The organism is Bradyrhizobium sp. UNPA324 (genome assembly GCF_006658635.1).
Classification (GTDB): domain Bacteria; phylum Pseudomonadota; class Alphaproteobacteria; order Rhizobiales; family Xanthobacteraceae; genus Bradyrhizobium; species Bradyrhizobium nanningense.
Window position 1 is genome coordinate 4592511 of the sequence record NZ_LFJD01000004.1, and the last position, 21729, is coordinate 4614239.

23 protein-coding genes are annotated in these 21729 nt (G+C 64.8%); 14 read left to right on the plus strand and 9 right to left on the minus strand.

The window, feature by feature from the left end; translation table 11 throughout:
* The first annotated feature begins 1 nt into the window (after position 1).
* The 3 genes from kynU (at position 2) to UNPA324_RS22105 (ending at position 2608) form a co-directional block, all read left to right on the plus strand.
* Positions 2 to 1204 carry a kynureninase gene (gene kynU, locus UNPA324_RS22095; RefSeq protein WP_141935920.1) on the plus strand — a complete coding sequence of 401 codons (1203 nt, stop codon included), beginning with the start codon at positions 2 to 4 and terminating at the stop codon, positions 1202 to 1204.
* Positions 1205 to 1451: 247 nt separating this feature from the next.
* Positions 1452 to 1850, plus strand: a complete 399-nt coding sequence (locus UNPA324_RS22100) for a PaaI family thioesterase (protein ID WP_141935922.1) — start codon at positions 1452 to 1454, stop codon at positions 1848 to 1850.
* A gap of 152 nt (positions 1851 to 2002) precedes the next feature.
* Entirely contained in the window at positions 2003 to 2608 is a 606-nt protein-coding gene (locus UNPA324_RS22105; protein ID WP_141935924.1) for a GNAT family N-acetyltransferase, read from the plus strand.
* Positions 2609 to 2687: 79 nt separating this feature from the next.
* Here UNPA324_RS22105 and UNPA324_RS22110 read toward each other — a convergent pair whose 3' ends face one another.
* Positions 2688 to 2993 carry a hypothetical protein gene (locus tag UNPA324_RS22110; RefSeq protein ID WP_128917489.1) on the minus strand — a complete coding sequence of 102 codons (306 nt, stop codon included), beginning with the start codon at positions 2991 to 2993 and terminating at the stop codon, positions 2688 to 2690.
* A gap of 95 nt (positions 2994 to 3088) precedes the next feature.
* The gene (locus UNPA324_RS22115; protein ID WP_128917488.1) at positions 3089 to 3775 is read right to left on the minus strand and encodes a DUF2161 domain-containing phosphodiesterase; all 687 of its coding nucleotides are present in this window, start codon (positions 3773 to 3775) and stop codon (positions 3089 to 3091) included.
* A 127-nt stretch (positions 3776 to 3902) separates the two neighbouring features.
* Between UNPA324_RS22115 and UNPA324_RS22120 the strand changes: the two genes are divergently transcribed.
* Positions 3903 to 4250: a GrlR family regulatory protein gene (locus UNPA324_RS22120; RefSeq protein ID WP_128917487.1), complete on the plus strand. Its 348-nt coding sequence runs from the start codon at positions 3903 to 3905 to the stop codon at positions 4248 to 4250.
* Here the strand turns inward: UNPA324_RS22120 and UNPA324_RS22125 are convergent, their stop codons facing one another.
* Together UNPA324_RS22125 and UNPA324_RS22130 are read right to left on the minus strand one after the other, a co-directional pair.
* Positions 4251 to 4931, minus strand: a complete 681-nt coding sequence (locus UNPA324_RS22125; protein ID WP_141935926.1) for an SDR family oxidoreductase — start codon at positions 4929 to 4931, stop codon at positions 4251 to 4253.
* 24 nt (positions 4932 to 4955) lie between these two features.
* Positions 4956 to 5699 carry a tyrosine-protein phosphatase gene (locus UNPA324_RS22130; RefSeq protein ID WP_141938971.1) on the minus strand — a complete coding sequence of 248 codons (744 nt, stop codon included), beginning with the start codon at positions 5697 to 5699 and terminating at the stop codon, positions 4956 to 4958.
* Positions 5700 to 5786: 87 nt separating this feature from the next.
* Between UNPA324_RS22130 and UNPA324_RS22135 the strand changes: the two genes are divergently transcribed.
* Positions 5787 to 6098 carry an MliC family protein gene (locus UNPA324_RS22135; RefSeq protein WP_128917485.1) on the plus strand — a complete coding sequence of 104 codons (312 nt, stop codon included), beginning with the start codon at positions 5787 to 5789 and terminating at the stop codon, positions 6096 to 6098.
* A gap of 114 nt (positions 6099 to 6212) precedes the next feature.
* Here UNPA324_RS22135 and UNPA324_RS22140 read toward each other — a convergent pair whose 3' ends face one another.
* Positions 6213 to 6416 (minus strand): DUF2735 domain-containing protein, encoded by a 204-nt coding sequence (locus UNPA324_RS22140; protein WP_128917484.1) that lies wholly within the window; start codon positions 6414 to 6416, stop codon positions 6213 to 6215.
* Positions 6417 to 6956: 540 nt separating this feature from the next.
* Here UNPA324_RS22140 and UNPA324_RS22150 point away from each other — a divergent pair.
* The 6 genes from UNPA324_RS22150 to UNPA324_RS22175 all read left to right on the plus strand — a co-directional run bounded on the left by UNPA324_RS22150 (position 6957) and on the right by UNPA324_RS22175 (position 11652).
* The gene (locus UNPA324_RS22150; RefSeq protein WP_141935928.1) at positions 6957 to 7991 is read left to right on the plus strand and encodes a glutamine synthetase beta-grasp domain-containing protein; all 1035 of its coding nucleotides are present in this window, start codon (positions 6957 to 6959) and stop codon (positions 7989 to 7991) included.
* Positions 7992 to 8187: 196 nt separating this feature from the next.
* Complete coding sequence (locus tag UNPA324_RS22155; RefSeq protein WP_141935930.1) at positions 8188 to 8889, plus strand: GrlR family regulatory protein; 702 nt, start codon at positions 8188 to 8190, stop codon at positions 8887 to 8889.
* A gap of 18 nt (positions 8890 to 8907) precedes the next feature.
* Positions 8908 to 9591: a substrate-binding domain-containing protein gene (locus UNPA324_RS22160; RefSeq protein ID WP_128917481.1), complete on the plus strand. Its 684-nt coding sequence runs from the start codon at positions 8908 to 8910 to the stop codon at positions 9589 to 9591.
* 32 nt (positions 9592 to 9623) lie between these two features.
* The gene (locus tag UNPA324_RS22165) at positions 9624 to 10445 is read left to right on the plus strand and encodes a tetratricopeptide repeat protein (RefSeq protein ID WP_141935932.1); all 822 of its coding nucleotides are present in this window, start codon (positions 9624 to 9626) and stop codon (positions 10443 to 10445) included.
* A gap of 73 nt (positions 10446 to 10518) precedes the next feature.
* Positions 10519 to 10668: a hypothetical protein gene (locus tag UNPA324_RS22170; RefSeq protein ID WP_007609497.1), complete on the plus strand. Its 150-nt coding sequence runs from the start codon at positions 10519 to 10521 to the stop codon at positions 10666 to 10668.
* Positions 10669 to 10947: 279 nt separating this feature from the next.
* Positions 10948 to 11652 carry a hypothetical protein gene (locus UNPA324_RS22175; RefSeq protein ID WP_141935934.1) on the plus strand — a complete coding sequence of 235 codons (705 nt, stop codon included), beginning with the start codon at positions 10948 to 10950 and terminating at the stop codon, positions 11650 to 11652.
* 87 nt (positions 11653 to 11739) lie between these two features.
* Here the strand turns inward: UNPA324_RS22175 and UNPA324_RS22180 are convergent, their stop codons facing one another.
* The 3 genes from UNPA324_RS22180 to UNPA324_RS22190 are packed head-to-tail and all read right to left on the minus strand — an operon-like array spanning position 11740 to position 15658.
* Positions 11740 to 12357 (minus strand): Isoquinoline 1-oxidoreductase subunit, encoded by a 618-nt coding sequence (locus tag UNPA324_RS22180; protein ID WP_141935936.1) that lies wholly within the window; start codon positions 12355 to 12357, stop codon positions 11740 to 11742.
* Positions 12358 to 12365: 8 nt separating this feature from the next.
* Entirely contained in the window at positions 12366 to 12890 is a 525-nt protein-coding gene (locus UNPA324_RS22185; protein ID WP_128917478.1) for a (2Fe-2S)-binding protein, read from the minus strand.
* Positions 12887 to 15658, minus strand: coding sequence for a xanthine dehydrogenase family protein molybdopterin-binding subunit (locus UNPA324_RS22190; protein ID WP_141935938.1), 2772 nt, complete (start codon positions 15656 to 15658; stop codon positions 12887 to 12889). Before UNPA324_RS22190 ends, UNPA324_RS22185 begins: the two co-directional genes overlap by 4 nt.
* A gap of 277 nt (positions 15659 to 15935) precedes the next feature.
* Here UNPA324_RS22190 and UNPA324_RS22195 point away from each other — a divergent pair, with 277 nt between their 5' ends.
* Together UNPA324_RS22195 and UNPA324_RS22200 are read left to right on the plus strand one after the other, a co-directional pair.
* Complete coding sequence (locus UNPA324_RS22195; protein WP_181769474.1) at positions 15936 to 17495, plus strand: multicopper oxidase family protein; 1560 nt, start codon at positions 15936 to 15938, stop codon at positions 17493 to 17495.
* Positions 17496 to 17616: 121 nt separating this feature from the next.
* Complete coding sequence (locus UNPA324_RS22200; RefSeq protein ID WP_128917475.1) at positions 17617 to 19239, plus strand: ABC-F family ATP-binding cassette domain-containing protein; 1623 nt, start codon at positions 17617 to 17619, stop codon at positions 19237 to 19239.
* A 389-nt stretch (positions 19240 to 19628) separates the two neighbouring features.
* Here UNPA324_RS22200 and UNPA324_RS22205 read toward each other — a convergent pair whose 3' ends face one another.
* Positions 19629 to 20684, minus strand: coding sequence for a glycerophosphodiester phosphodiesterase family protein (locus tag UNPA324_RS22205; protein ID WP_181769475.1), 1056 nt, complete (start codon positions 20682 to 20684; stop codon positions 19629 to 19631).
* Positions 20685 to 20824: 140 nt separating this feature from the next.
* Between UNPA324_RS22205 and UNPA324_RS22210 the strand changes: the two genes are divergently transcribed.
* Complete coding sequence (locus tag UNPA324_RS22210; RefSeq protein ID WP_128917473.1) at positions 20825 to 21700, plus strand: MBL fold metallo-hydrolase; 876 nt, start codon at positions 20825 to 20827, stop codon at positions 21698 to 21700.
* Positions 21701 to 21729 lie beyond the last annotated feature (29 nt).

Consider the following 21729-nt stretch of genomic DNA (forward strand, 5'->3'; position numbering starts at 1 on the left):
CATGACCAAATATCGCGTCTATGACGATACCAAAGCTCTGTTCCACCTGCCTGACGGCGTGATCTATCTCGACGGCAACTCGCTCGGTGCGCTGCCGTCAGGCGTTGCCGAGCGGGTCAACCGCGTCATCACCACGGAGTGGGGCGTTGAGCTGATCCGCGCCTGGAACACCGCAGGCTGGTACGTCCAGCCGCGCCATCTCGGCGATCGCATCGCACGGCTGATCGGTGCGGAAGCCGGCTCGGTGATGGTCGGAGACACGCTGTCGCTCAAGGTCTATCAGGCGCTCGCCGCCGCGCTCGACATGACGGTGTCCCGCAAGATCGTCCTGTCGGACACCGGTAACTTCCCGACCGACCTTTACATGGCCGAAGGCCTGATCGCGACGCTCGGGCGCGGCCATCAATTGCGTCTGGTGGCACCGGAGGAGATCGAGTCCGCCCTGTCGGAGGAGATCGCGGTGCTCTACATCACCGAGGTCGATTATCGCACCGGCCGCCGCCACGACATGGCGCATCTGACTGCGAAAGCCCACGCCCTCGGCATCGTCACGGTCTGGGATCTCGCGCATTCCGCCGGCGCACTGCCGGTCGATCTCGCCGGCAGCGGCGCGGATTTCGCCGCAGGGTGCACCTACAAATACATCAACGCCGGCCCCGGCGCACCGGCCTTCCTCTACGTTGCGCCGCGCCACGCCGACAACGCGCGCGCCGCGCTGTCGGGGTGGATGGGGCACGCCAAGCCGTTTGCGTTCGAGCTTGCCTATGCGGCCGCCGGCGGTGTCGAGCGCATGCGCGTCGGCACGCCGCCGGTGCTGGCGATGGCGGCGCTGGAAGCCTCGCTCGACATCTGGGACCGCGTCGATATCGCGGAGGTCCGTGCGCGCTCGCTGGCGCTCGGCGATCTCCTCGTTGCGGAGGTCGAACGCCGTTGCCCGCAGCTCAAGCTTGTCACCCCGCGCGCGCATGATCACCGCGGCTCGCAGGTGTCGTTTGCCTTCGACGGCGGTTATGCCGCGATGCAGGCATTGATCGCCCGCGGCGTCATCGGCGATTTTCGCGCGCCCGACATCATGCGGTTCGGGATCACGCCGCTGTATATTGGTGAGAGTGAAATCATCCGTGCCGCCGAGATCATCGAGGAGGTGATCGTCGGCGAGGTGTGGCGACGGCCGGAATATCAGGTCGTGAATGCGGTGACGTGAGGCAAGCTGTGCCCCGGACGCAGCGCAGCGCGCCGCACCTGCGACGTGAGCACTGCAGAGCCGGGGCCCACGCCGCACCGAAATCGCCGCGAGATGGGTCCCGGCTCAGCGCAGCAATGCTGGGCGTCCGGGACACGAGAATGTTGGCGCAGCCCGCCGATGTCGGCACGGCGATTACCTCGGACGTCATTGCTTTGCCGCATGAAGCAATTCACCCTGCGACAACAACGTATTGGGAGGAGATCTGATGACGCCGCTCGAGAAACTTAAAGCGATGAAGATGCCGTTCGCCGAGCTCAAGGGCGTCGAGTTCGTCGAGGCCGGGAAGGACCGCGTGGTGGCGCGGATGACGGTCCGGCCCGATCTCTGCACGCTGCATCACACCATCCATGGCGGGGCGGTGATGGCGCTGGCCGATTCCGTTGGCGCGGCCGCGACGGTGATCAACCTGCCTGACGACGCCAAGGGTACGACCACGCTGGAGAGCAAGACCAATTTCATTGGTGGGGCCAAGGAGGGAACCACAATCATTGCCACCACGACCCCGGTCCATCGTGGCCGGCGGACCCAGGTCTGGACCACCCGGCTGGAGACCGAGGACGGCAAGCTAGTGGCCGTGGTGACCCAGACGCAGCTGGTCCTGTAAGACTACGAGGCTTTGATTTCATTAACGAATTAGTCGTCCTCTATGCCTCTAAGTTAGGCAGGTTCCCGTCTTGCAAAAGATGCTGCGATGCACAATATAGGGGCTCTAGGGATTCGAACGCCTCCTCGAGGGACACCAAGAGGAGTTTTGACGTGGTACTTGAAGAGACCGTCCGCACGGCTCCGGGCTATGTGCGGACCTTGATCCAGCAGGAAGAATTGCCGCTCCTGCGTGATCACCTGCTGAGGCTCGATGCCGCAAGCCGGCACGACCGTTTCAACGGTTATCTCGACGACAGCTTTATCGAGCGTTACGCCGCCCGCTGTGCCGAGGACGGCACCGTGATCGTTGCCTATATCGTCGACGGCGTTGTCCGCGGTGCGGCCGAGCTGCATCCGCCGGAAGATGAGGCCTTGCCCGAAGTCGCCTTCAGCGTCGAAGCCTCGGCGCGGCGCCAGGGTGTCGGCACCGTGCTGTTCCGTCGCCTGATCGAGGAGGCGCGCTGGAAAGGCTACAAGCGTCTGCGCATCACAACGGGCGCCGAGAATCATGCGATGCGGGCACTTGCCAGGAAGTTCGGGGCGCATCTGGCTTTCCGCCAGGGCGAATCGACCGGCACGATCGATCTTGCCAAGACGCCCGAAGCCGAGCTCGCCGATCTCGCGGCTTCGCCCTTCAGGGCCGGGCGCGCGCTTCTCAGCCTCAACTCGACCTGCTGGAAGATCATCTCCAGCATGTACGACAATCGCGCCGCCTGATCTCAATCGCGGGCTGAATCAAAAAGCGGACCGGCATGGCCGGTCCGCTTTCGTATTCGGAAAGTTTGAAACGAACGCCTTAGGTGCCGGTGCGCGTGCCGGTGCCGAAGCGCCGGACGATGCGGCGTTCGACCACCACGGAGCGCTGTGCGCCCTGTTCGCCGGCGATCACACGCGTCGCCGTGATGCGACTGTTGGTGCGCGCTTGCTTCTTTACCTCGGCCTGCACGACATCGAGCGGCATCCCCATCAAGGCTGCGGCGATCTCGGCCTGCTGCTCCTGATCGTCGGTGATGCCGATGGCGGCGAAGATCGCCTCGTCCAGGGTGGGCGGATCATGGCGGACGCGCCGCGTGCCATATTTGGTATTCCAGTCTGCGCTCATAACGGCCTCGTTTTGATGCCGGGATACCTAGTGCCGCTAATGTTGCATTGCAATATGAAATTGGTGTGGCATCTCAGCTATGCACCGGTCGGGTGTCATGGGAGTGACGCAACGCCGGCATCGACCTCAAGGCGCTGCTGTGGCCAGCGTTTCAGGGCGGCGTGCCCGGCCTCGGTGAGCCCGTAGATTCCCCGGTCGGCCCGTTCGAACCAGCCATACACATTGTTAAGCAAGATCTTGCCGGCATCAGGACAGCGGTCGCGCAGGTCGCGCACCCGCCGCGGCCCGTCGGCGAGCGCCGAGGCGCAGGCCAGCGCCTGCTGCCGATAGGCCGTCATGATCGGCGCGCGGGTGCTGCCGCCGAGTACGGGATCGCCCTGGCGGCGCTGATGCTCCGCGACGAGGCGCGAGCGCACCTTCGGCTCGCGGCGCGGCGCCGCCGTCGGCGGCTTCACCAGCACCTCGACCTGGCCGCGGTCGGTGACGCCGAGCATGCCGAAGCCGAGGCGGCGGCAGAGATTGCGATAGCGCGCATCGCTCTCGCGCCCCTTGCCCCGGATCGACATCTTCGCCGCGATCCAGACCTCGTCGCCGGCCGGCGCGCGGTCGACCGCCTGTAGGATCAGCTCGAGGTTGAAGGCAAGCTTGAGCTCGCCGATCACCACCACCGGCGGATCGCCGGCGCTGAGGCCGACGAGATCGCAGCCGCCGATCTCGCCCTTCACGGTGAAGCCGAGCTCTTCGAGGAAGCGTTTGACGGGCAGGTAGAGCGCGGTTTCCAAGGGGTATCCGATCGGAGAATCAGTTGCGGCAGTCTAGCCTGGATCGGACCTCGGCCTCCGCGCCATTTGATCGGGAACGGGCAGTGCGATTATCCTGCGACCGGGACAGCGGGGCGCTTTCACGAAGATGACGATCAAGAACGGGCTCTATCATATCCGCATCGAGATGCTGGACGCCGTGCAGGGTGGCAATCAGGGCGTGATGGTGCTGCGCGACGGCACCATGCGCGGCGGTGATTCATTCTTCTTTGCCTACGGCACCTACACCTCGGCCAACGGCAAGTGGAAGGGGGAGCTGACCAACCAGGAGCACTCGCCCTCATTCGACGAGCGCCCGGTGTGGGGTCGCAAAGTGGTGACGATCGGCTTCAGCGGCACTTACACCGACGACACCGCGTATGGCGAGGGCATCGCGCTCGCCGGCAAGCAGAGCATCCGTTTCAAGGGCAATCTGAGGCTGCTGGTTCCGGATTGATCACACCCGCCCGCCCACCGGGATCAGCGCGCCGGTAATGCCGCTGGCGGCGTCGCTGGCGAGGAACAGAATGACCTCGGCGAGTTCCTGCGGCGTCACCCATTTGGAGTAGTCCGCCTTCGGCATGTCGGCGCGGTTGGCGGCGGTGTCGATGATCGAGGGCAGCACTGCGTTCACCGTGACCTTGCCCTTCCACTCGTGGGCGAGCGCTTCGGTGAGCCGATGCACGCCGGCTTTCGATGCCGCATAGGGCCCCATGCCTGAACCTGCCTGGAGCGCGCCCATGGCGCCGATATTGACGATGCGACCGGCCCTGGACGCGGCGAGATGAGGCAGTGCGGCGCGCGAGGCGTTCAGCGCGGTCAGGACATTCAGCGCGTGCATGCGCTGCCATGTCTTGATGTCGCCATCGCCGACGGTTTCGAACGCGAAGCCGCCGGCGATGTTGATCAGCGCATCGAGCTGGCCGAAATGCTTTGCCGCCGCATCGACTGCCGTCTTCGCCTGGGCCGCGTCCGACAAGTCGACGCCGCCGATCTCGATACGGTCGGGCGTCGCGGGCACTTGCGAAGGCGCGTGGTCGATGCCGGCCACGCGAGCGCCGCGTGACCGCGCGATCTCCGCAACCACCTTGCCGAGCGCGCCGCGCGCGCCGGTCACGACCAGAACCTTGTCTTGCATCATCGCTCTCCCCGACATAGCGGCCTATGCTTCCAGATAGCGCGCCTTCAGCGCGGCCCGCTCGGCTGCGCCGAGCTTGAGCCCGTCCCGCAGATAGGTTTCGAGATCGCCGTATTCGGTACCCACGGCCTCGAAGGCAGCCGCGAGGTATGAGGCCTCGACGCTACCGATGGCGTCGAGCACATCGGCGGGAAGGTCCGAGGCGTTGGTTGCGTCACGCTTGTAGTGCCGGTTGGTCAGGAGGTAGTCCTCGGCGATGATTTCATCGGGCACGCCGAGCGCATGCAGGATCAGCGCGCTGGCAAAGCCGGTGCGGTCCTTGCCCGCGGTGCAGTGAATCACCAGCGGCGCGCGGTCTTCCAGCAGATGGCCGAACAGGTTACGAAAGCTATGCGTGTTGTGGCGGACATAGTTGCGGTAGGATTCTCGCATCAGTTCGAGTGCAACCGGCGCGGTCAATGTCCCCCTGGCGAGTTCGGCGCGTAGCGCTGCGACCACGGTCGGCTCGATCGGCAGCGAATGCACCGCGATCTCGTTCACGACGCAGACGCCGGCCGCGCGCTCCTCCAGCCCGCGGAAATCGAACGCGCTTCGCACGCCCAGCGCGCGGACGATCTCGACATCGGCAGCGGTGAGCTGGCCGAGATGGTTGGAGCGGAAGATGTGCCGCCAGCGTGTGGTGCGGCCATCGCTTGTCGGATAACCGCCGAGATCGCGAAAATTACTGGCGCCTTGCAGGGCGAGGTGACGGGCAGGGGAGTCTTTCAGAGAGGAGTCTTGCATGGGAGCGGCTTCGGTTATGGTTCCATGGGACGCACGAGGGGGCGTCCTTGAAGTCTATTACAGGGGGCGATCATGAGCCGGCACAAGGCCATTCTTTTGGGGATCACCATGCTGGCGGCCGGAATTTTCAGCGCGCGGCAGGCTGATGCGCAGACGTTCCAGACCTATCGCTGCATCGACGGGACGCAGTTCATTGTTGGGTTCTATGATCACGACAAGCGCGCCTTTCTCCAGATCGACGGCGAACCGGTCACGCTGGCCAAGCGGCTGACGGTGTCCGGCATACGCTATTCGGGGGCTGGCATCACGCTGACCATCAGCAAAGCCGGCGCCACCGCGGTCAAGCATCTGAAGCGGCCTGCGACGGCCTGCGCGGTGATCTGAACGGCGTCGTTTCATGGATGAATCAAAAAGGGCCGAAACATCGCTGTTTCGGCCCTTTTTCAACTGCCGCCAGGCGCTTGCGCGAGCGCGGCGGTTTCAAACCAATCACAGGCATCAGCGATCCCATTTCGGTTTGGCGTCGTCGACCGCGTCCTGGTGGTACCAGCTGTCGCTGCAGATCGAGGCGTTCGCGGGATGCGAGGCATGATCGGCAGGAAGGCGGGTCTCGTCATAGCGGCGTCCGGCGAGAGCTGCGCGGCCCCCGACCGGGAATTGGTAGATCGTTGCCGATCCGTGACTCAGACCATTGTTCATCATTGCGATTCTCCTTGGTCGAAGCGCCTTGGCCTCCATGGTGCGCCCGACTCGTTCGATTGTGGTTACCGGAATCTCCATATCGGCCGCGTCCCCTGGATTGGAAAGTGCTGAAAAGGAAATCAGTCGCCGCCCAATTTGTAGGCAGCTGGAGGTCTGCATCCCCCAAGGCAGCCAGCTGGAGGCCAACGCGGAGGCCATTCCAAAGGTTGCTGCGTAGGGGTGGGAGACTTTGCGAAAATTGCCGGCGGTTGATGCGCGTTTGATCGGCAGCGTCCGGCACCGCATCGCCTGCTTCAGAAACGGGCGATTTCCGCGGGATTTTTGCGGTGCAGCTTCACGCGAAGGTGCGCGGCTATGACGCATAGCGTCGGAGGCGGTCTGCTCATGGCAGGTTGAGCCCGACCGCGGTGGAAAACCTCCCGCACTGCGGCCTTTTGGCACGTAAAATGCTTGTAAAGCGCCGGCCGATGATGGCCGGGTACAAAACGTTCAGGGGCCTCCGGGCCCCCAAACCTTTCGCATCATCTACAGAGAGGCTCAATGACCAAGTATAAGCTCGAGTACATCTGGCTCGACGGATATACGCCGACTCCGAATTTGCGCGGCAAAACTCAGATCAAGGAATTCGCGTCGTTCCCGACGCTCGAGCAGCTTCCGCTCTGGGGCTTCGATGGCTCCTCCACCCAGCAGGCCGAAGGCCACAGCTCCGATTGCGTGCTGAAGCCGGTCGCGGTGTTCCCGGACGGCGCCCGCACCAACGGCGTGCTCGTGATGTGCGAAGTCATGATGCCCGATGGCAAGACCCCGCATCCGTCCAACAAGCGCGCCACCATCCTCGACGACGCCGGCGCCTGGTTCGGCTTCGAGCAGGAATACTTCTTCTACAAGGACGGCCGTCCGCTCGGCTTCCCGGAATACGGCTATCCCGCTCCGCAGGGCCCGTACTACACCGGCGTCGGTTACAAGTTCGTCGGCGACGTCGCCCGCAAGATCGTCGAAGAGCATCTCGACCTCTGCCTGGCGGCCGGCATCAACCATGAAGGCATCAACGCCGAAGTCGCGAAGGGCCAGTGGGAATTCCAGATCTTCGGCAAGGGCTCCAAGAAGGCCGCTGACGAAATGTGGATGGCCCGCTATCTGATGCTGCGCCTCACCGAGAAGTACGGCATCGACATCGAATTCCACTGCAAGCCGCTCGGCGACACCGACTGGAACGGCTCCGGCATGCACGCCAACTTCTCGACCGAGTACATGCGCAATGTCGGCGGCAAGGAGTATTTCGAGGCGCTGATGGCCGCCTTCGACAAGAACCTGATGGACCACATCGCCGTCTACGGCCCGGACAACGACAAGCGTCTGACCGGCAAGCACGAGACCGCGCCGTGGAACAGGTTCAGCTACGGCGTTGCCGACCGCGGCGCCTCGATCCGCGTTCCGCACTCTTTCGTCAACAACGGCTATAAGGGTTATCTGGAAGACCGCCGTCCGAACTCGCAGGGCGACCCATACCAGATCGCTTCGCAGATCCTGAAGACGATCGCGTCCGTGCCGACCGACAAGACGGCTGCGGCCTAACATCCTCCCGGCCCGGGCTGGGGGCTGGCCCGGGTTGGTGCTCAATCCGCCGGAGCTGCAAGGCTCCGGCGGATTTTTGCATTTGGATGACGGTCATTCCCGTACCTGCCTCGCTCGGCCGCGCGAAACTTGTCCAATGCCGCTGAAAGCGCGATAGATTGTCTCGGGATGCGCGCGAGAGCCGGGGACACGGCTGGTGTTTGAAGGCTTCTACAAGGTGAAATTTCAGCTCGGCGACGCCGTCGGCCGGAGCGTGATGCATGCGGGCAATGGCAAGATGCTTGGCGGCAATTCGGCCTTCGCCCATATCGGCACCTACGAGAAGACCGACGAGGGCGTCGACGTCGTGATCAGCACAGTCCGCCATAATCCCGACCCGACCTACCGCGCCATGGCGGGGACCGACGATGCCACCTTGCTCGCCAAGGGCTGGGCCGACGGCGACCTCTATCGCTTCAAGGGCGAGCTGAAGGAGCTGCCGGGCATTCCCTTCCAGTCGGTGATGACGCCGATCGCCGACGATGAGGTGCCGATCGCCGGTGGCATCGGGGAAGCCGGCATCGCCGACGGTCTCTACTCCATCCATCTGCGCATGCTCGACGGCCTCGACGGCGGCCTCACCGGCGTGATGCTGCTCAACCGGGGCCGCATCCTCGGCGGCGATGCCTCGTTCTACTATCTCGGCAGCTACGCCGCCGCGAACGGCCGCTGGAAAGGCCAGATCCTCAACCAGGAGCACACGCCGGCCAAGGACGATCCGATCTTCGGCGAACACGAGGTCGGCATCGGCTTCTCCGGCCGCTACGACGCGGAGGAGGCGGTGCTGGAGGCGACCGCGCTTGCCGGCAAGCGCAGCCTGCGCCTGACCGCCGCGCTCAAGCTGATGCATCGCGCCTGATCGCTACGGGAAGCGCACATGGAAAAAGTTCGCATGCTTTCGACGCTCGGCCTGATGGGCGCGATGCGGAGCCTGTCCTCCGCCTTCGAGGCTGAAACAGGCATCCTTGTCGACGCCGACTTCGCGCCGACCCTGGCGCTGCTGAAGCGCTTGCGCGACGGCGAGGCCGCCGATCTCGTGATCCTCACGCGCGAGGGGCTGGACGAGGTGATCGCGGAGGGCCGCGTGATCGCAAGCAGCGCAGCCGATCTGGCGCGCTCCTATGCCGGCATCGCCGTGCGGGCAGGGCAGGCGCACCCCGACATTGGAAGCGAAGCGGCGCTGCGCAAGGCGCTGCTCGCAGCGCGGTCAGTTGCCTATTCGCGGCTGGGCGCGAGCGGTGTCTATTTCGCGCAGTTGATCGTCCGGATGGGGATCGCAGCCGAGATCAACGCCAGGGCCACCATCGTCGAGCAGGGGTTCACGGCGCAGCGCCTCGTCACCGGCGAGGCCGATCTCGCCGTGCAGCAGATCAGCGAGCTGAAGCAGGTCGAAGGCATCGAGGTGGTGGGACCGATCCCGTACGACTTGCAGACGCCAGCGGTGTTCTCGGCTGGCCGTATCGCCAGCGCAAAACAGGCCGACGCCGCCGACCGGCTGCTGCGCTATCTGGCGTCGCCGGAGGTCGTGCCCGTGCTGCGCCAATCGGGACTCGAGCCATGAATTTGCCGGAGCGGGGACGCAGCGTATTGTCCATGCGGAGTTATCTCCTTGCCATCGTGCTCGCGCTCGCCGCCCCCATGACTGCGTATGCGCAATCGGCCGATCTCGTGCTGTGCGACCGCGTCGCCGCCGATCCCAGCGATCCAGACAAGCCGGCCGACGTGAGGGGCGTCGCCGAGATCGCGACCTCCGACGTCGCGACCGCGATCAAGTTCTGCAAGCAGGCGGCAGCGTCCTCGCGGCGTGCGATGTTCGCGCTCGGCCGCGCCTATGCGGCCAACCGGCAGGCCGGCGAGGCGATCGCCGCCTGGCGCAAGGCGGCCGACAAAGGATCGAGCGCGGCGATGGTCGAGCTCGGCGTCGCCTACGGCACCGGCTCGGGTGTTGCGAAGGACGAAGCCCAGGCGCGAAAGCTGTTCGAGAAGGCGGCGCAATCAGGCAATCCCCGCGGCGTCAGCAACCTCGCTGCGCTCGGCGGCGCGGGTGGCGCCGCACCGGCCGATCCCGCGCAGGCGCGCGCGCTGCTAGGCAAGGCCGCCGAGACCAACGCGGAAGCGCAGTACCAGCTCGGCCTGATGCTCTCCGAAGGCACGGGCGGCGCGCGGGACGACGTCGCGGCGCGTGCGCTGTTCGAGAAGGCGGCCGCACAAAACCATCCCGGCGCGCTGGAGCGGATGGGGGCCTTCGCGGAAGGTGGCCGCGGCGGCGCAAAGGACAAGGACGCCGCAAAGGCCTATTACGACCGCGCCGCCGCGCTCGGCGACGAGGACGCCAAGAAGGCGCTGGAGCGGCTGCGCTGCCCCTACGCAATCAAGGACAAGCAGGGCAAGCTCGTCACCACGCTGTGCTTCTGAGCAGAGCCCGAAACGCCACGGAACCTCTATTGCGCAAACGCCGTTGATATCCGGACAAGACGGAGGCGCAACCATGATCCGCAAATTGGCATCCGGCGAATACCGCCTCTATTCACGCAAGGTCAATCCGAAGACCGGCAAGCGCCGAAACCTCGGGACCTTCAAGAGCCGTGCGGCCGCCGAGAAGCACGAGCGCGAGGTGCAGTATTTCAAGCGTCACTGACGCGCGCGAGCCTCGCAGCAGACAATAAACGCGAAAACAACCCCATGCACAGTAGCCAAGTGGTTGAAATCACTCGGTCGCTGAAATCACTTGTCGGTCGCCGTCGCTCATTGCGGTTTTGGCGAAGATGTCTTGTCCCGTCGGACAAAACAGGGGCGATGGTGGCGTCGCGGCAGCGGGGGATACGCAATGCCTCTGCGCGCAAAAGCCGGGTGGCCGAGCTGCGGCGGCAATGCTAGGTAGCCCGTGGTTCTTTTCCGATTTTGTGGGCTCATTGCGTTGCTGGACGGACTTTACAAGGTTGAATACGGCGTCAACGATGCGTTCGGGCGCAGCATCATGTGCCTGCATGACGGCAAGATGCTGGGCGGCAATTCGGGCTTTGCGCATCTCGGCACCTATGCCGAGCAGGGCGGCGAGATCGTCGCCGAGGTGATTACCGAGCGGCATAATCTCGATCCCAACTACAAGCCGCTGATGGGCGCCGACGTCGCCAGGATCGGCGCGCGAGGGCGACTTCACGGCAACCAGATCCGCCTGCAGGGCGGCGCCGACACGATGCCTGGCGCCAATTTCTGGGCCAATCTCACCCGGCTCGATGACGGCGCGCTGCCGCCGCGCGGCACGACCGGGCAGGGCGGCATCGCCAACGGGCTCTACGGGATGAGCCTGCGCGCACTCGACGGCGTCGATGCCGGCCTGTCCGGCGTGATGCTGCTGATCGACGGCCGCATCCTCGGCGGCGATGCGTTCTTCTACTATCTCGGCTCCTATTCCTCCGCGGGCGGCCGTTGGAAGGGCGAGATGCTGAACCAGGAACATACGCCGGCGAAGGGCGAGAATCCCGTGTTCGGCGGCTTCGAGGTCGGGATCGGCTTCTCCGGGACGTGCACGGCCGATAGCGGCGAACTCGAAGGCATCGCGCTGGCGGGGAAGCGCAGCCTGCGGCTGGCGGCGTCGCTCAAGCTCATGCGAAGGGCGTAGGCTCACAAACTCGATTGGCCCGCGCGCACATGGGCCGTGTCCATTCAGCATTCAAGCCGACGATTATGAGGACTTGCGCCAGCCTCATCACGGTGCCGGACAGGCCGCCCCCGCCTTCACCCAGGCCTCGACCAGCGCGCCGGCCTGTTGTTGCGTGCCCGGTACGGGCGAGCGGCCGAAGCCGGGTTGCCAGGCCCAGCCGACCAGCGTGTCTTTGCCGATGTGGTCGATCAGCTCTTCCACCTTGCGCCCGCCATTGCGCTTGGGGTCCTTGATCTGCTCGCAGATCTCGCCGGCGGTCTTGCCCTCCCAGGCCATCTCGCGCGGGGCGAGATGCCATTCGGGATGCCCGGGCATACGGCCGGGCTCGAAATTGGCCTTCTGGTGGCAGGTGTGGCAGCGCATCGGCTCGAGCCCGTGGCCGTCAGCGCCGCGCGTGACTGGCGGCTGATGCAGGCGGGGATTGTCGCCCTGCCGCGGGCTGTCGCCGGCCGGATGGCAGTTGGTGCAGCGCGGGTGCGTCAGAACCTTTCCGAGCTCGGTGAAGATCGCCGCCGAGCGTTTTTCGGCATCGGTGATGTTGGCAAAGCTGTCGGGCGAGGCCAGAGCATGGCTCGCTGTCTCGGAGGCCGCGTAGCCCGCGCAAAGGCTGCTGGCGAGCGCCGCGATCACGGCCGCCGTCTTGAAGCGCGCGTCAGAGAACATGGCTCGTGTCACTTGGTGGCGATGAGGTAGCGGTTTGAATCGGCGAGGATCACGTCGCGCACCGCCTCGTGATATTTGATGTAGCCGGTGCAGCGGCAGAGATGGCCATCAAGGGCGTCCGCGATCGTCTGCTCCAGAGCCTCGCGCGGCACCGGCGCGCGTGCGAGATGTTCGAGCAGGACCTGTCCTTCGTTGAGGAAGCCCGCCGTGCAGTAGCCGCACTGAAACGCGAAATGATCGACGAAGGCCTTTTGCAGCGCCGAGAGCTGGCCGTCCTTGGCGTGACCCTCGACGGTGCGGATCGACTTGCCGTCGAAGTTCACGGCCGGCGCGACGCAGGTCGGGCTGGTGTAGCTGGTGCCATCGGGCGCGTCGACGATGACGGCGCAGCTCAGGCATTGTGCGGCGCCGCAGCCGAACTTGGTCCCGGTCATGCCGAGCATCTCGCGCAGAAAATCGTTCATCGAGAGATCGTCGCGGACGTCCATCGGGCCGTGCTTCTGGCCGTTGATGGTGAGGCTGAGGGTCGTCACGCGAGCACTCCCTTCAAAAGGCTTGAGCTGACCGGCAGCGAGCGGAAGCGATGGCCGGTGGCATCGTGGATGGCGTTGATGAGCGCCGGCACGATCGGGATCATCACGACCTCCGCCATGCCCTTCGGTGCTTCGTCTGGCGTCTGCGGCTTTAGCATCTCGATCTCGAGATCGCGGAGCGGCAGGTCGGAGCCGCGCGCGACCAGATAGCGGCCGAGATTCCAATCGCCGCCGCCCGGTCCGCCCTCGAACGGCGGTAAATGTTCCAGGAGCGCGTAGCCGACGCCCATGGCGAAGCCGCCCTGGGCCTGGCCCATCACCACCTCGGGTACGAGTGCGGTGCCGCATTCGAGCACGCTGTAGGCCTTGGCGATACGCAAGGCGCCCGTCGCGCGCTCGATCTCGACGCGGACGACCGTGCCGCACATCGAGGTGTAGGCGGTGCCGATCCGGTTGTTGTCGGTCGGCGGAAACTTCACGCTGGTGCGGTTGATCCGCTCGAACTTGCCGTTGCCGCGGCGGATCGCAAGCGCGTCGATGTCGGCGCGGTATTGCTCGCCGAACAGCGGAAAGCGTGCCCGCGACCACGCCCAGCGCGAGAAGCTGTGCGCAACCGCACCGGTAACGAAGCCGCGCGCATGAGCTGTTGCGGCCAGTACCGGCAGCGACAGCGGTTCGAGACCGGGCATGGTCAGCTGCCCATTCTGCCAGCTTGCGGCGTCCCGTTGGCGCGCGCGCGGATCAGTCCTTGCGATGCGCCACAGCTCAAGCGCTGCCGGCCACAGGCCGAAGCGGAAAATGACGCGGGCGGCTTCCGCGGAGGAATGCGTGCCGACATGCGCGCCAATCGAGGAGCTTGTCGGCGAACTGATCGCGGGCACCCAGCGCGGATTTTTCTCCGCGGCATCCTGGGTCTTCTGGTCCATGGTGGAGGGATCGCCGGACGTGACCAGCCCGAGTACGTCATAGCTATCGACGCGGGCGACCGAGACCTCGTCGGCGATGACGCCGAGATGGCTTGCGACCCGGTTGGCTAGCGCCGTCCCGATGCCGTTGCCCATCTCGACATGATCGCAATAGATTGCGATTTTGCCGTCGGGGGTAAGCTCCACGCGTCCGAGCGAACCGTCCGCGCCGGAGCCATAGTCTTTCGTCACGCAGGCGACGCCGGTGCCGACCAGCCGACCCGACGACGTCTGCTTGAATTGTGCCCGCTGCTGCCAGATCGGATGCTTCTCGAGCTTGTCGAGGATTTCGGGCGTGCGCACCGAGACGATGTAGGGATTGCCGGTCATGGTCCGACCGTTCTGGGGCAGCGCATTGCGCCGCCGGAATTCGATCGGATCGCGTTTGAGCTCGGACGCCGCCTCGTCGATCAGGACCTCCAGCGCCGTCATGGCTTGCAGGATGCCGTAGCCGCGCATCGAGCCCGCGCTCACGCCGCGCGAGTGCAGCGCGACGGTCCTGACGTCGACCTTCGGAATGTCGTAAATGCCGATCGCGCCGGTGCCCGCGACGACGGCGACGCTGGCCGAGAAATGGGCGAGCCCGCCGCCGTCGAGCACGTGGTCGGCGGCGAACGCCTTGATCTTGCCGGTCGCGCGATCGATGCCGATGCGCGAGCGCATCTTGATCGAGTGGCGCTTGATGCCGCCCTGAAACTGCTGGTAGCGGTCATGCGCCAGCCGCACGGGCCTACCGGCAAAGCAGACCGCCGCGAGCGCAACATAGAGAATGAAAGGCGTGTGATCGCGGCCACCAAAACCGCCGCCAACATGGGCGAACTGCGCGTTGATGTGCGCCGGCTTGTAGGGCGCGCGGGCCTTGCCAAACAGATGCGCGATCGACTCCGCCGCCTCGTAGGGCGACTGGACGCCAAGCAGCAGTTCGAGATTGCCACCCTTGCCGTCGTACCAGGCGAGCCCGCATTCCGGCTCCAGGAACATCGGGTCGACCGATTGCGTCTCGAACTCGCGGTCGAGCACGAGCAGCGAGGCGTCGTCTGCGGCGAGCTCAGCGCGGATCTGCTCGCCATGTTTCGCCGCCTTGGCGTAATCCGCCGGCATTTCCTTCGCGAGGGGCGACCACACCGGCAGCGCCGCGCTCTGCACCTTCTTGGGCGAGACCCAGCCCGCCTGGAGCGGGGAATAGACATCCGGCTTGTCAGGCGAAGGACCTGCCACGCGGGTGAAGCGGAAGGCCCCATAATCGGGCACGACGACGGGCCCGGTCTCCTCGCCGAATTGGACGAACGTGCCCTCCCGTAGCGCGAGACGCGCCTGGTCGAAGGCGTCGAACTTTTCGAAGATCAAAAGCGCGACCGGCTGGCCGAGATAGAGCGGCGTCTTGCCGACCGGACAAAACAGATCGCCCGCATAGAATTCCGGCACCTGCGTCCCGATCCGGTCGAGATCAGCGGCAGTCACCACCACCGACGGCTTGAGTGCGCCGCCAAGGCGCGCGAGATCCATGCCGGTATAGACGTGCGTGGCGTCGTTGGCGCGGACCAGGATAGCGTGCGAGGTGGCCTGCGGCCAGCCAGCGAGATCGTTGGCCCGGAAGTCGGAGGCGTAAAGCTTCGCGCCGGTGACCTTGGCGACGGCGTCGACACGGCCGGCGCCCTTTGTCGCGGGATTGAACTTGCCGCGTCCGGGCAGCGTCTCGTGGGCTGCGAAGGGAGCTGTCGTCGCCGAAGCAAGATGCGTCAGGCTGACCGAGATGCCTCCCGCCGACAACCACTTCACGAACTCGCGTCGCGAAGGCTCCATGATCAGATCCTTGTACAGAGTTTCGAGGACATCACGATGCCGACGGCATCGATGCCCGGAAAGGTCCGCGCCAATGCTAGCTCGAATCCGTCGTGATTCGTCATGCGACGATAAAGAGGGGCATGGCGTTTACAACCGGTGAATGCAACGCGATTCCCGGACGGAATGGTCCTTTCGCGCTTGCTTTAGGATCGAATCAAACTGAAGACGGATCGGTAACGGGAGCGAAACTCAAATGCAGCACGGTCCGAACGACGTCTCTCCAGTCAGAGCGGATATGACGAAGCTCTCGCGGCGCCAATTGCTCGATTACGGTCTCAAGGCGGGCGCGATGTCGTTGTTCGCAGGTGCCGCGAATGCCCAGCACGCCGTGCACGACCATGCGGGCACTTCCCACACTGCGGACATGTCGCCGACCATGGGGATGGTCGCTGAAACGCCCGTGCCTGCCATGGACCAGCCGCTGGTCGAGCCCGAGGTGCGGCGGTCCGTCAATGGCCTGCTGAGCACGACCCTGCGTGTTGGCTACGCCTATCGCCAGATCGGCGGCGTCAGGCTCTATGTCAGGTCCTATGAAGGCGGCAGCCCCGGGCCGACCCTTCGCATGAAGCCCGGCGAGACCCTGCGCATCAAGATGATCAACGACCTGCCGCCGAACCGCGATGGAATGCCGGCCGACATTAGCCATCCGCACCAGTTCAACAACACCAATTTCCATTTCCACGGCGCGCATACCAGCCCGAGCGGGATTGCCGACAACGTCATGCGCTCGATGGCACCGGGCCGCAGCTACAACATCGAGATCACCCTGCCGGCCGACCACACTAGGGGCACCTACTGGTATCACCCGCATCACCACGGCAGCGCCGACATCCAGATGTCCTCCGGCATGGTCGGTGCCGTCGTCATCGAGGGCGATTTCGCCGACGTTCCCGAGATCGCGACAGCCCGCGAACGCCTCATGGTGCTCACTCAGGTGGTCTACGACGCCAACGGCATGGTCGAGAATTTCGAAACGCTGTTTCCCGAGACCGCGACGCGCTTTCTCGCTATCAACGGCCAGCGCCGGCCAATGATCGACATGCGACCCGGCGAGGTACAGCGGTGGCGCATCCTCAATGCCGCTTATCAGGACGACATGCTGCTCGACCTGGAAAAGCACGATCTGCATGCGATCGCCTATGACGGCATCCAGCTCGGCGCCATGCAGCCGCTCAAGCAGGTCCTGATCGCGCCCGGCCAGCGCGCGGACATTCTGGTGAAGGCAGGCGGCCCCGGCACCTACGCCTTTAACGCCGCGCCCTACGACCAGGGGCATCCTTCGCCCGTCGGGCCGCTAGCGCGGGTCGTGGTGTCAGGTGCGCCGATCGACATGAAGCTGCCGCGCGCCCTCCCGCCGGCGCCGCTTGCCACCATCAAGGATTCCGAAATCACCAACCGTCGCAAGGTGACTTTGTCGGCAACCGCGCCGGAGGCCGATGCCGCCGGCCATTGGCAGGAGTTCGAGTTCTTCGTCGACGGCAAGAAGTTCGATCCGGGCCGCATCGATCAGCGGGTCAAGTTGGGCGCGGTCGAAGAGTGGACCATCGTCAATACGCATGAGCATGACGACCACGTCTTCCACATCCACACCAATCCATTCCAGGTCGTCTCGGTCAACGGCAAGGCGCTGGCCGTGCCGGAATGGCGGGATTCCGTGATCGTGGAGCGCAAGGGCGGCCAGGTCGTGTTCCGCTCGCGCTTCATCGATTTCACCGGTGTCTACATGCTCCACTGCCACATGATGAACCATGAGGAGATGGGCATGATGCAGACGGTGGAGGTCTACAAGCCCTAAGTTGCGGGTCGAATTGCGCGAATTTGGCTGCGGAACAGGGCTGATCCGTGCCCGCCGGACTTCCCCTGGCGGCCCGCATGGCCTATGACGCTGCGACGCAACAATCCCCTCAAAAGACCTCATGATCCGCCTCGACAACGTCAGCAAGCAAGCCGGCCACCAGATCCTGTTCATTGAAGCCTCCGCCGCCCTCAACAAGGGCGAGAAGATCGGGCTCGTCGGCCCCAACGGCGCCGGCAAGAGCACGCTGTTCCGGATGATCGCCGGCCAGGACCTGCCCGATGAGGGCCAGGTCTCGATCGATCGCGGCATCTCCATCGGCTATTTCAACCAGGATGTCGGTGAGATGTCGGGTCGCAGTGCCGTGGCCGAGGTGATGGACGGCGCCGGCCCCGTCAGCGAGGTCGCGGCCGAGCTGCGCGAGCTCGAGGCCGCGATGGCCGATCCTGACAAGGCCGACCAGATGGACGAGATCATCGCCCGCTACGGCGAGGTGCAGCACCGTTTCGAGGAGCTCGACGGCTATGCGCTCGACGGCCGCGCGCGCGAGGCGCTGGCGGGTCTCGGCTTCAGCCAGGAGATGATGGACGGCGACGTCGGAAATCTCTCCGGCGGCTGGAAGATGCGCGTGGCGCTGGCGCGCATCCTCCTGATGCGTCCCGACGTCATGCTGCTCGACGAGCCGAGCAACCATCTCGACCTCGAAAGCCTGATCTGGCTGGAAAAATTCCTGCACGATTACGAAGGCGCGCTGCTGATGACCTCGCACGACCGCGAGTTCATCAACCGCGTGATCTCCAAGGTGATCGAGATCGATTCAGGCTCGCTCACCACCTACACCGGCGACTACGAATTCTACGAGCAGCAGCGCGCGCAGAACGAGAAGCAGCAGCAGGCGCAGTTCGAGCGCCAGCAGGCGATGCTCGCCAAGGAGATCAAGTTCATCGAGCGCTTCAAGGCGCGCGCCTCGCATGCGGCACAGGTGCAGAGCCGGGTGAAGAAGCTCGACAAGATCGAACGGGTCGAGCCGCCGCGGCGCCGCCAGAGCGTGGCGTTCGACTTCCCGCCGGCGCCGCGCTCGGGCGAGGACGTCGTTGCGCTCAAGAGCGTGCACAAGGGATACGGCTCAAAGCGCATCTATGACGGACTGGATTTCATGATCCGCCGCAGGGAGCGCTGGTGCGTGATGGGCGTCAACGGCGCCGGCAAGTCGACGCTGCTCAAGCTGGTCGCGGGCGCGAGCGAGCCGGATCAGGGCACGGTGGCGCTGGGTGGCAGCGTCAAGATGGGCTATTTCGCCCAGCACGCGATGGATCTGCTCGACGGTGAGCAGACGGTGTTTCAGTCGCTCGAATATGCGTTTCCGACTGCAGGGCAGGGTAGCTTGCGCGCGCTCGCCGGCTGCTTCGGCTTCTCCGGCGACGACGTCGAGAAGCGCTGCCGCGTGCTGTCGGGCGGTGAGAAGGCGCGCCTGGTGATGGCCAAGATGCTGTTCGATCCGCCGAACTTCCTGGTGCTGGACGAGCCGACCAACCATCTCGACCTCGCCACCAAGGAGATGCTGATCAACGCGCTGTCCGACTTCGAGGGCACCATGCTGTTCGTCTCGCATGACCGGCATTTTCTCAGCGTCCTCTCCAACCGCGTGCTGGAGCTGACGCCGGAGGGCATCCACCAGTTCGGCGGCGGCTATACGGAATACGTTGCGCGGACCGGGCAGGAGGCGCCGGGGCTGCGGTCGTAGTTGGCTACGTCAGGTTTTGCCGGAACCACTCCAGGCGTTCTTGCTCGTCTTTGGGAGATCGCCTCTGGACGAGCACGAACCCCACAAGTCTATCGGCTTGGTCCGAGCAAAAGCTGCCGAACCATCCGTCCGTGGCGAACACCGTCACCGCAAGAGGATCCGTCGGCTGCAAGTTCTCCAGGACGGATAGCAGAGACGAAAGGCCGTATGTGACCGTGCCGGCCTCTGTCGTGGTTGCCTGCCTTATCCGATAAACTCGCAAAAACTCTCCTGCGGGCGAGAAGATCGACTCTTCTCCTGACGGAACGATTCTGATGAGGTCCGATCGTTTTAGAAGGGCGAGTGCCGCTTGGTTGTCTTCGCATGCGGCAACAAAGCGACCATCTGCGCTAGCAATTCGGCTGGGATAGCCACTGCGTCTCTCCGATGGTGCACTGTGCCATGGTAGCTTTCGTGCGGAGCTTGCCAAGAGGCATCATGGCGATCTTGGCGATGGCCTCGATCTCGTTGGTCCAAATGCCGCCGGAATAGCCTTGCGGGAGCCGGGCGAACGCTTCGGGCGTATCGATGCCGCTGGAGAATTCGCCGCCGCTGTAGGGGCCGAGCACGAAGACCGCGCTGTTGACGTTGGCCATCCGGTTGAGGAAGCGGTCCGGCCAGCCCCATAGCCAGGGCGCAACGTTGATCGGCACAAGCAGCATCGCGTTGCGGCAGGCGGTGGGGACCAGACCGGTCCAGCCATAACCCATATAGCGGATCAGGCAGCTTTGGATCGCCGCGCGCGAAATGGTGCGCACACCAAGGGTGAGGCGACGGATCATGTCGATCGGCTCGTCGCCGCCATAGACCATGCTCATCCCGCGCCGCGCGGCCGGCAGTGCGTTCAGCACGGCGGCAAGCTTCTCGCCTTCGCCGGGGTCGCGGCTTTTCACGTTGATGAGGAGTTGCTTGTCAGGAAAGGTGGCAAGCACCTCCGACAGCGTCGGCATCATTCCGATCCCCTTGCCGCGAAACGGAAAGGTCTTGCTGCCGTCGGCGGTGTAGCCGTAGCCGATGTCGAGCATTCTCAGCTTCGCCATGCTCTGCTCGCGCGTGACGCCCTGGCCGTCGGTGCGGCAGTCGACCGTCCAGTCGTGGAAGACGGCGAATTCGCCGTCGGTGGTCGGGTGCACGTCGAGCTCGACCACGTCGGCGCCGGCCTCGAAGCTGGCGCGCATCGAGCGCAGGGTGTTCTCCAGATAATCGTGCGTCGGCGGCAGCATCCGCGTGGCGGTGCAGGTGTCGTTCTTCAGGTCGCGCTCGTCAAAGCGTTGCGCCATGCCGCGATGCGCGAGCAGCACCGGCTTGCCTTCCCGATGCGGCGCCAGAAGACTGGTGTTGTTGAGATAGACGCCAGCCGCGACGGCCATCAGCGCCAGCGTAGCGAATCTGAGTTTCCTTCCCACTCGATGCTTCCCATTTCCAAGATCACCGTCGGCGGTGTTTGAGGTTGATTTGCGGCGAACGTCACGCATGGGCGCGGTGCATGGCTTGAACGCTACCATGCCGGCCGCTAGGCTTCCCGAAAAAGGGGAGCGAAACAGCGATGCGGCAGCTCAGGATCGGGGACATCACCATCGATGCGGTGATCGAGCGGGAGGGGCCGTGGCGGCGGCCTCAGGATTTCTTTCCGGCCTACGACGAGGGCGTTTTCACACGCCATCTGCCGACGATGGAGCCGGAGGTGTTCGACGCCGCGCGCGGCATGATGGTGATCACCTACCAGACCTTCTTGGTGCGCACACAGCGCTACACGATTTTGGTCGACACCTGCACCGGCGAGGACAAGGGCCATCCGCCGCCCTTCGACTTTCCCGGCAAGGAGCGCTGGCGCAACGAATTGTTCGCGCTCGGCATCTCTTTCGAGCAGATCGACTACGTGTTCTGCACGCACCTTCATATCGACCACACCGGCTGGAATACGACCTTGCGCGACGGCCGCTGGGTGCCGACGTTTCCGAACGCGAAATACGTGTTTCATAAGGGCGAGTACGCAGCCTGGGAGGCCGAGCACGCCAAGGGTAGCAATCCGCCAGGCACGGTGTTTCGCGATAATTGTCTGCCGATCGTCGAGGCGGGGCAGGCGCTTTTGGTCGACGACGACTACGCGCTCGACGACACCGTCACGCTGACGCCGACGCCGGGGCATTCGCCCTGCCATTGCTGCGTGAACATTGTCTCGAAAGGCCAGCGCGCGGTGGTCGCGGGCGACCTCATGCATCACCAGATCCAGTGTCGCGAGCCGGACTGGTCGGCGCGGCCGGACTGGGATCCGAGGCAGTCGGCGGTGTCGCGGCGAAAATTCTTTGCGTCGGTTGCGGATACCGACACGCTGATCCTGCCGGTTCATTTTCCGGCGCCGACGGTGGGGTGGATCAGGCCGCGGGAGGGCGCGTTCGATTATCGGTTCAGGCGGGAGTGAGGCTCTCCGTCATGGCCGGGCTTGACCCG

Coding starts and splice junctions, on each gene's coding strand:
- UNPA324_RS22160 (WP_128917481.1), top strand. CDS start 8,908: ATGGAAAAAGTTCGCATGCTTTCGACGCTCGGCCTGATGGGCGCGATG.
- UNPA324_RS22120 (WP_128917487.1), top strand. CDS start 3,903: ATGACGATCAAGAACGGGCTCTATCATATCCGCATCGAGATGCTGGAC.
- UNPA324_RS22180 (WP_141935936.1), bottom strand. CDS start 12,357: ATGTTCTCTGACGCGCGCTTCAAGACGGCGGCCGTGATCGCGGCGCTC.
- UNPA324_RS22210 (WP_128917473.1), top strand. CDS start 20,825: ATGCGGCAGCTCAGGATCGGGGACATCACCATCGATGCGGTGATCGAG.
- UNPA324_RS22135 (WP_128917485.1), top strand. CDS start 5,787: ATGAGCCGGCACAAGGCCATTCTTTTGGGGATCACCATGCTGGCGGCC.
- UNPA324_RS22195 (WP_181769474.1), top strand. CDS start 15,936: ATGACGAAGCTCTCGCGGCGCCAATTGCTCGATTACGGTCTCAAGGCG.
- UNPA324_RS22100 (WP_141935922.1), top strand. CDS start 1,452: ATGACGCCGCTCGAGAAACTTAAAGCGATGAAGATGCCGTTCGCCGAG.
- UNPA324_RS22125 (WP_141935926.1), bottom strand. CDS start 4,931: ATGCAAGACAAGGTTCTGGTCGTGACCGGCGCGCGCGGCGCGCTCGGC.
- UNPA324_RS22150 (WP_141935928.1), top strand. CDS start 6,957: ATGACCAAGTATAAGCTCGAGTACATCTGGCTCGACGGATATACGCCG.
- UNPA324_RS22170 (WP_007609497.1), top strand. CDS start 10,519: ATGATCCGCAAATTGGCATCCGGCGAATACCGCCTCTATTCACGCAAG.
- UNPA324_RS22140 (WP_128917484.1), bottom strand. CDS start 6,416: ATGATGAACAATGGTCTGAGTCACGGATCGGCAACGATCTACCAATTC.
- UNPA324_RS22200 (WP_128917475.1), top strand. CDS start 17,617: ATGATCCGCCTCGACAACGTCAGCAAGCAAGCCGGCCACCAGATCCTG.
- UNPA324_RS22110 (WP_128917489.1), bottom strand. CDS start 2,993: ATGAGCGCAGACTGGAATACCAAATATGGCACGCGGCGCGTCCGCCAT.
- UNPA324_RS22165 (WP_141935932.1), top strand. CDS start 9,624: ATGCGGAGTTATCTCCTTGCCATCGTGCTCGCGCTCGCCGCCCCCATG.
- kynU (WP_141935920.1), top strand. CDS start 2: ATGACCAAATATCGCGTCTATGACGATACCAAAGCTCTGTTCCACCTG.
- UNPA324_RS22190 (WP_141935938.1), bottom strand. CDS start 15,658: ATGGAGCCTTCGCGACGCGAGTTCGTGAAGTGGTTGTCGGCGGGAGGC.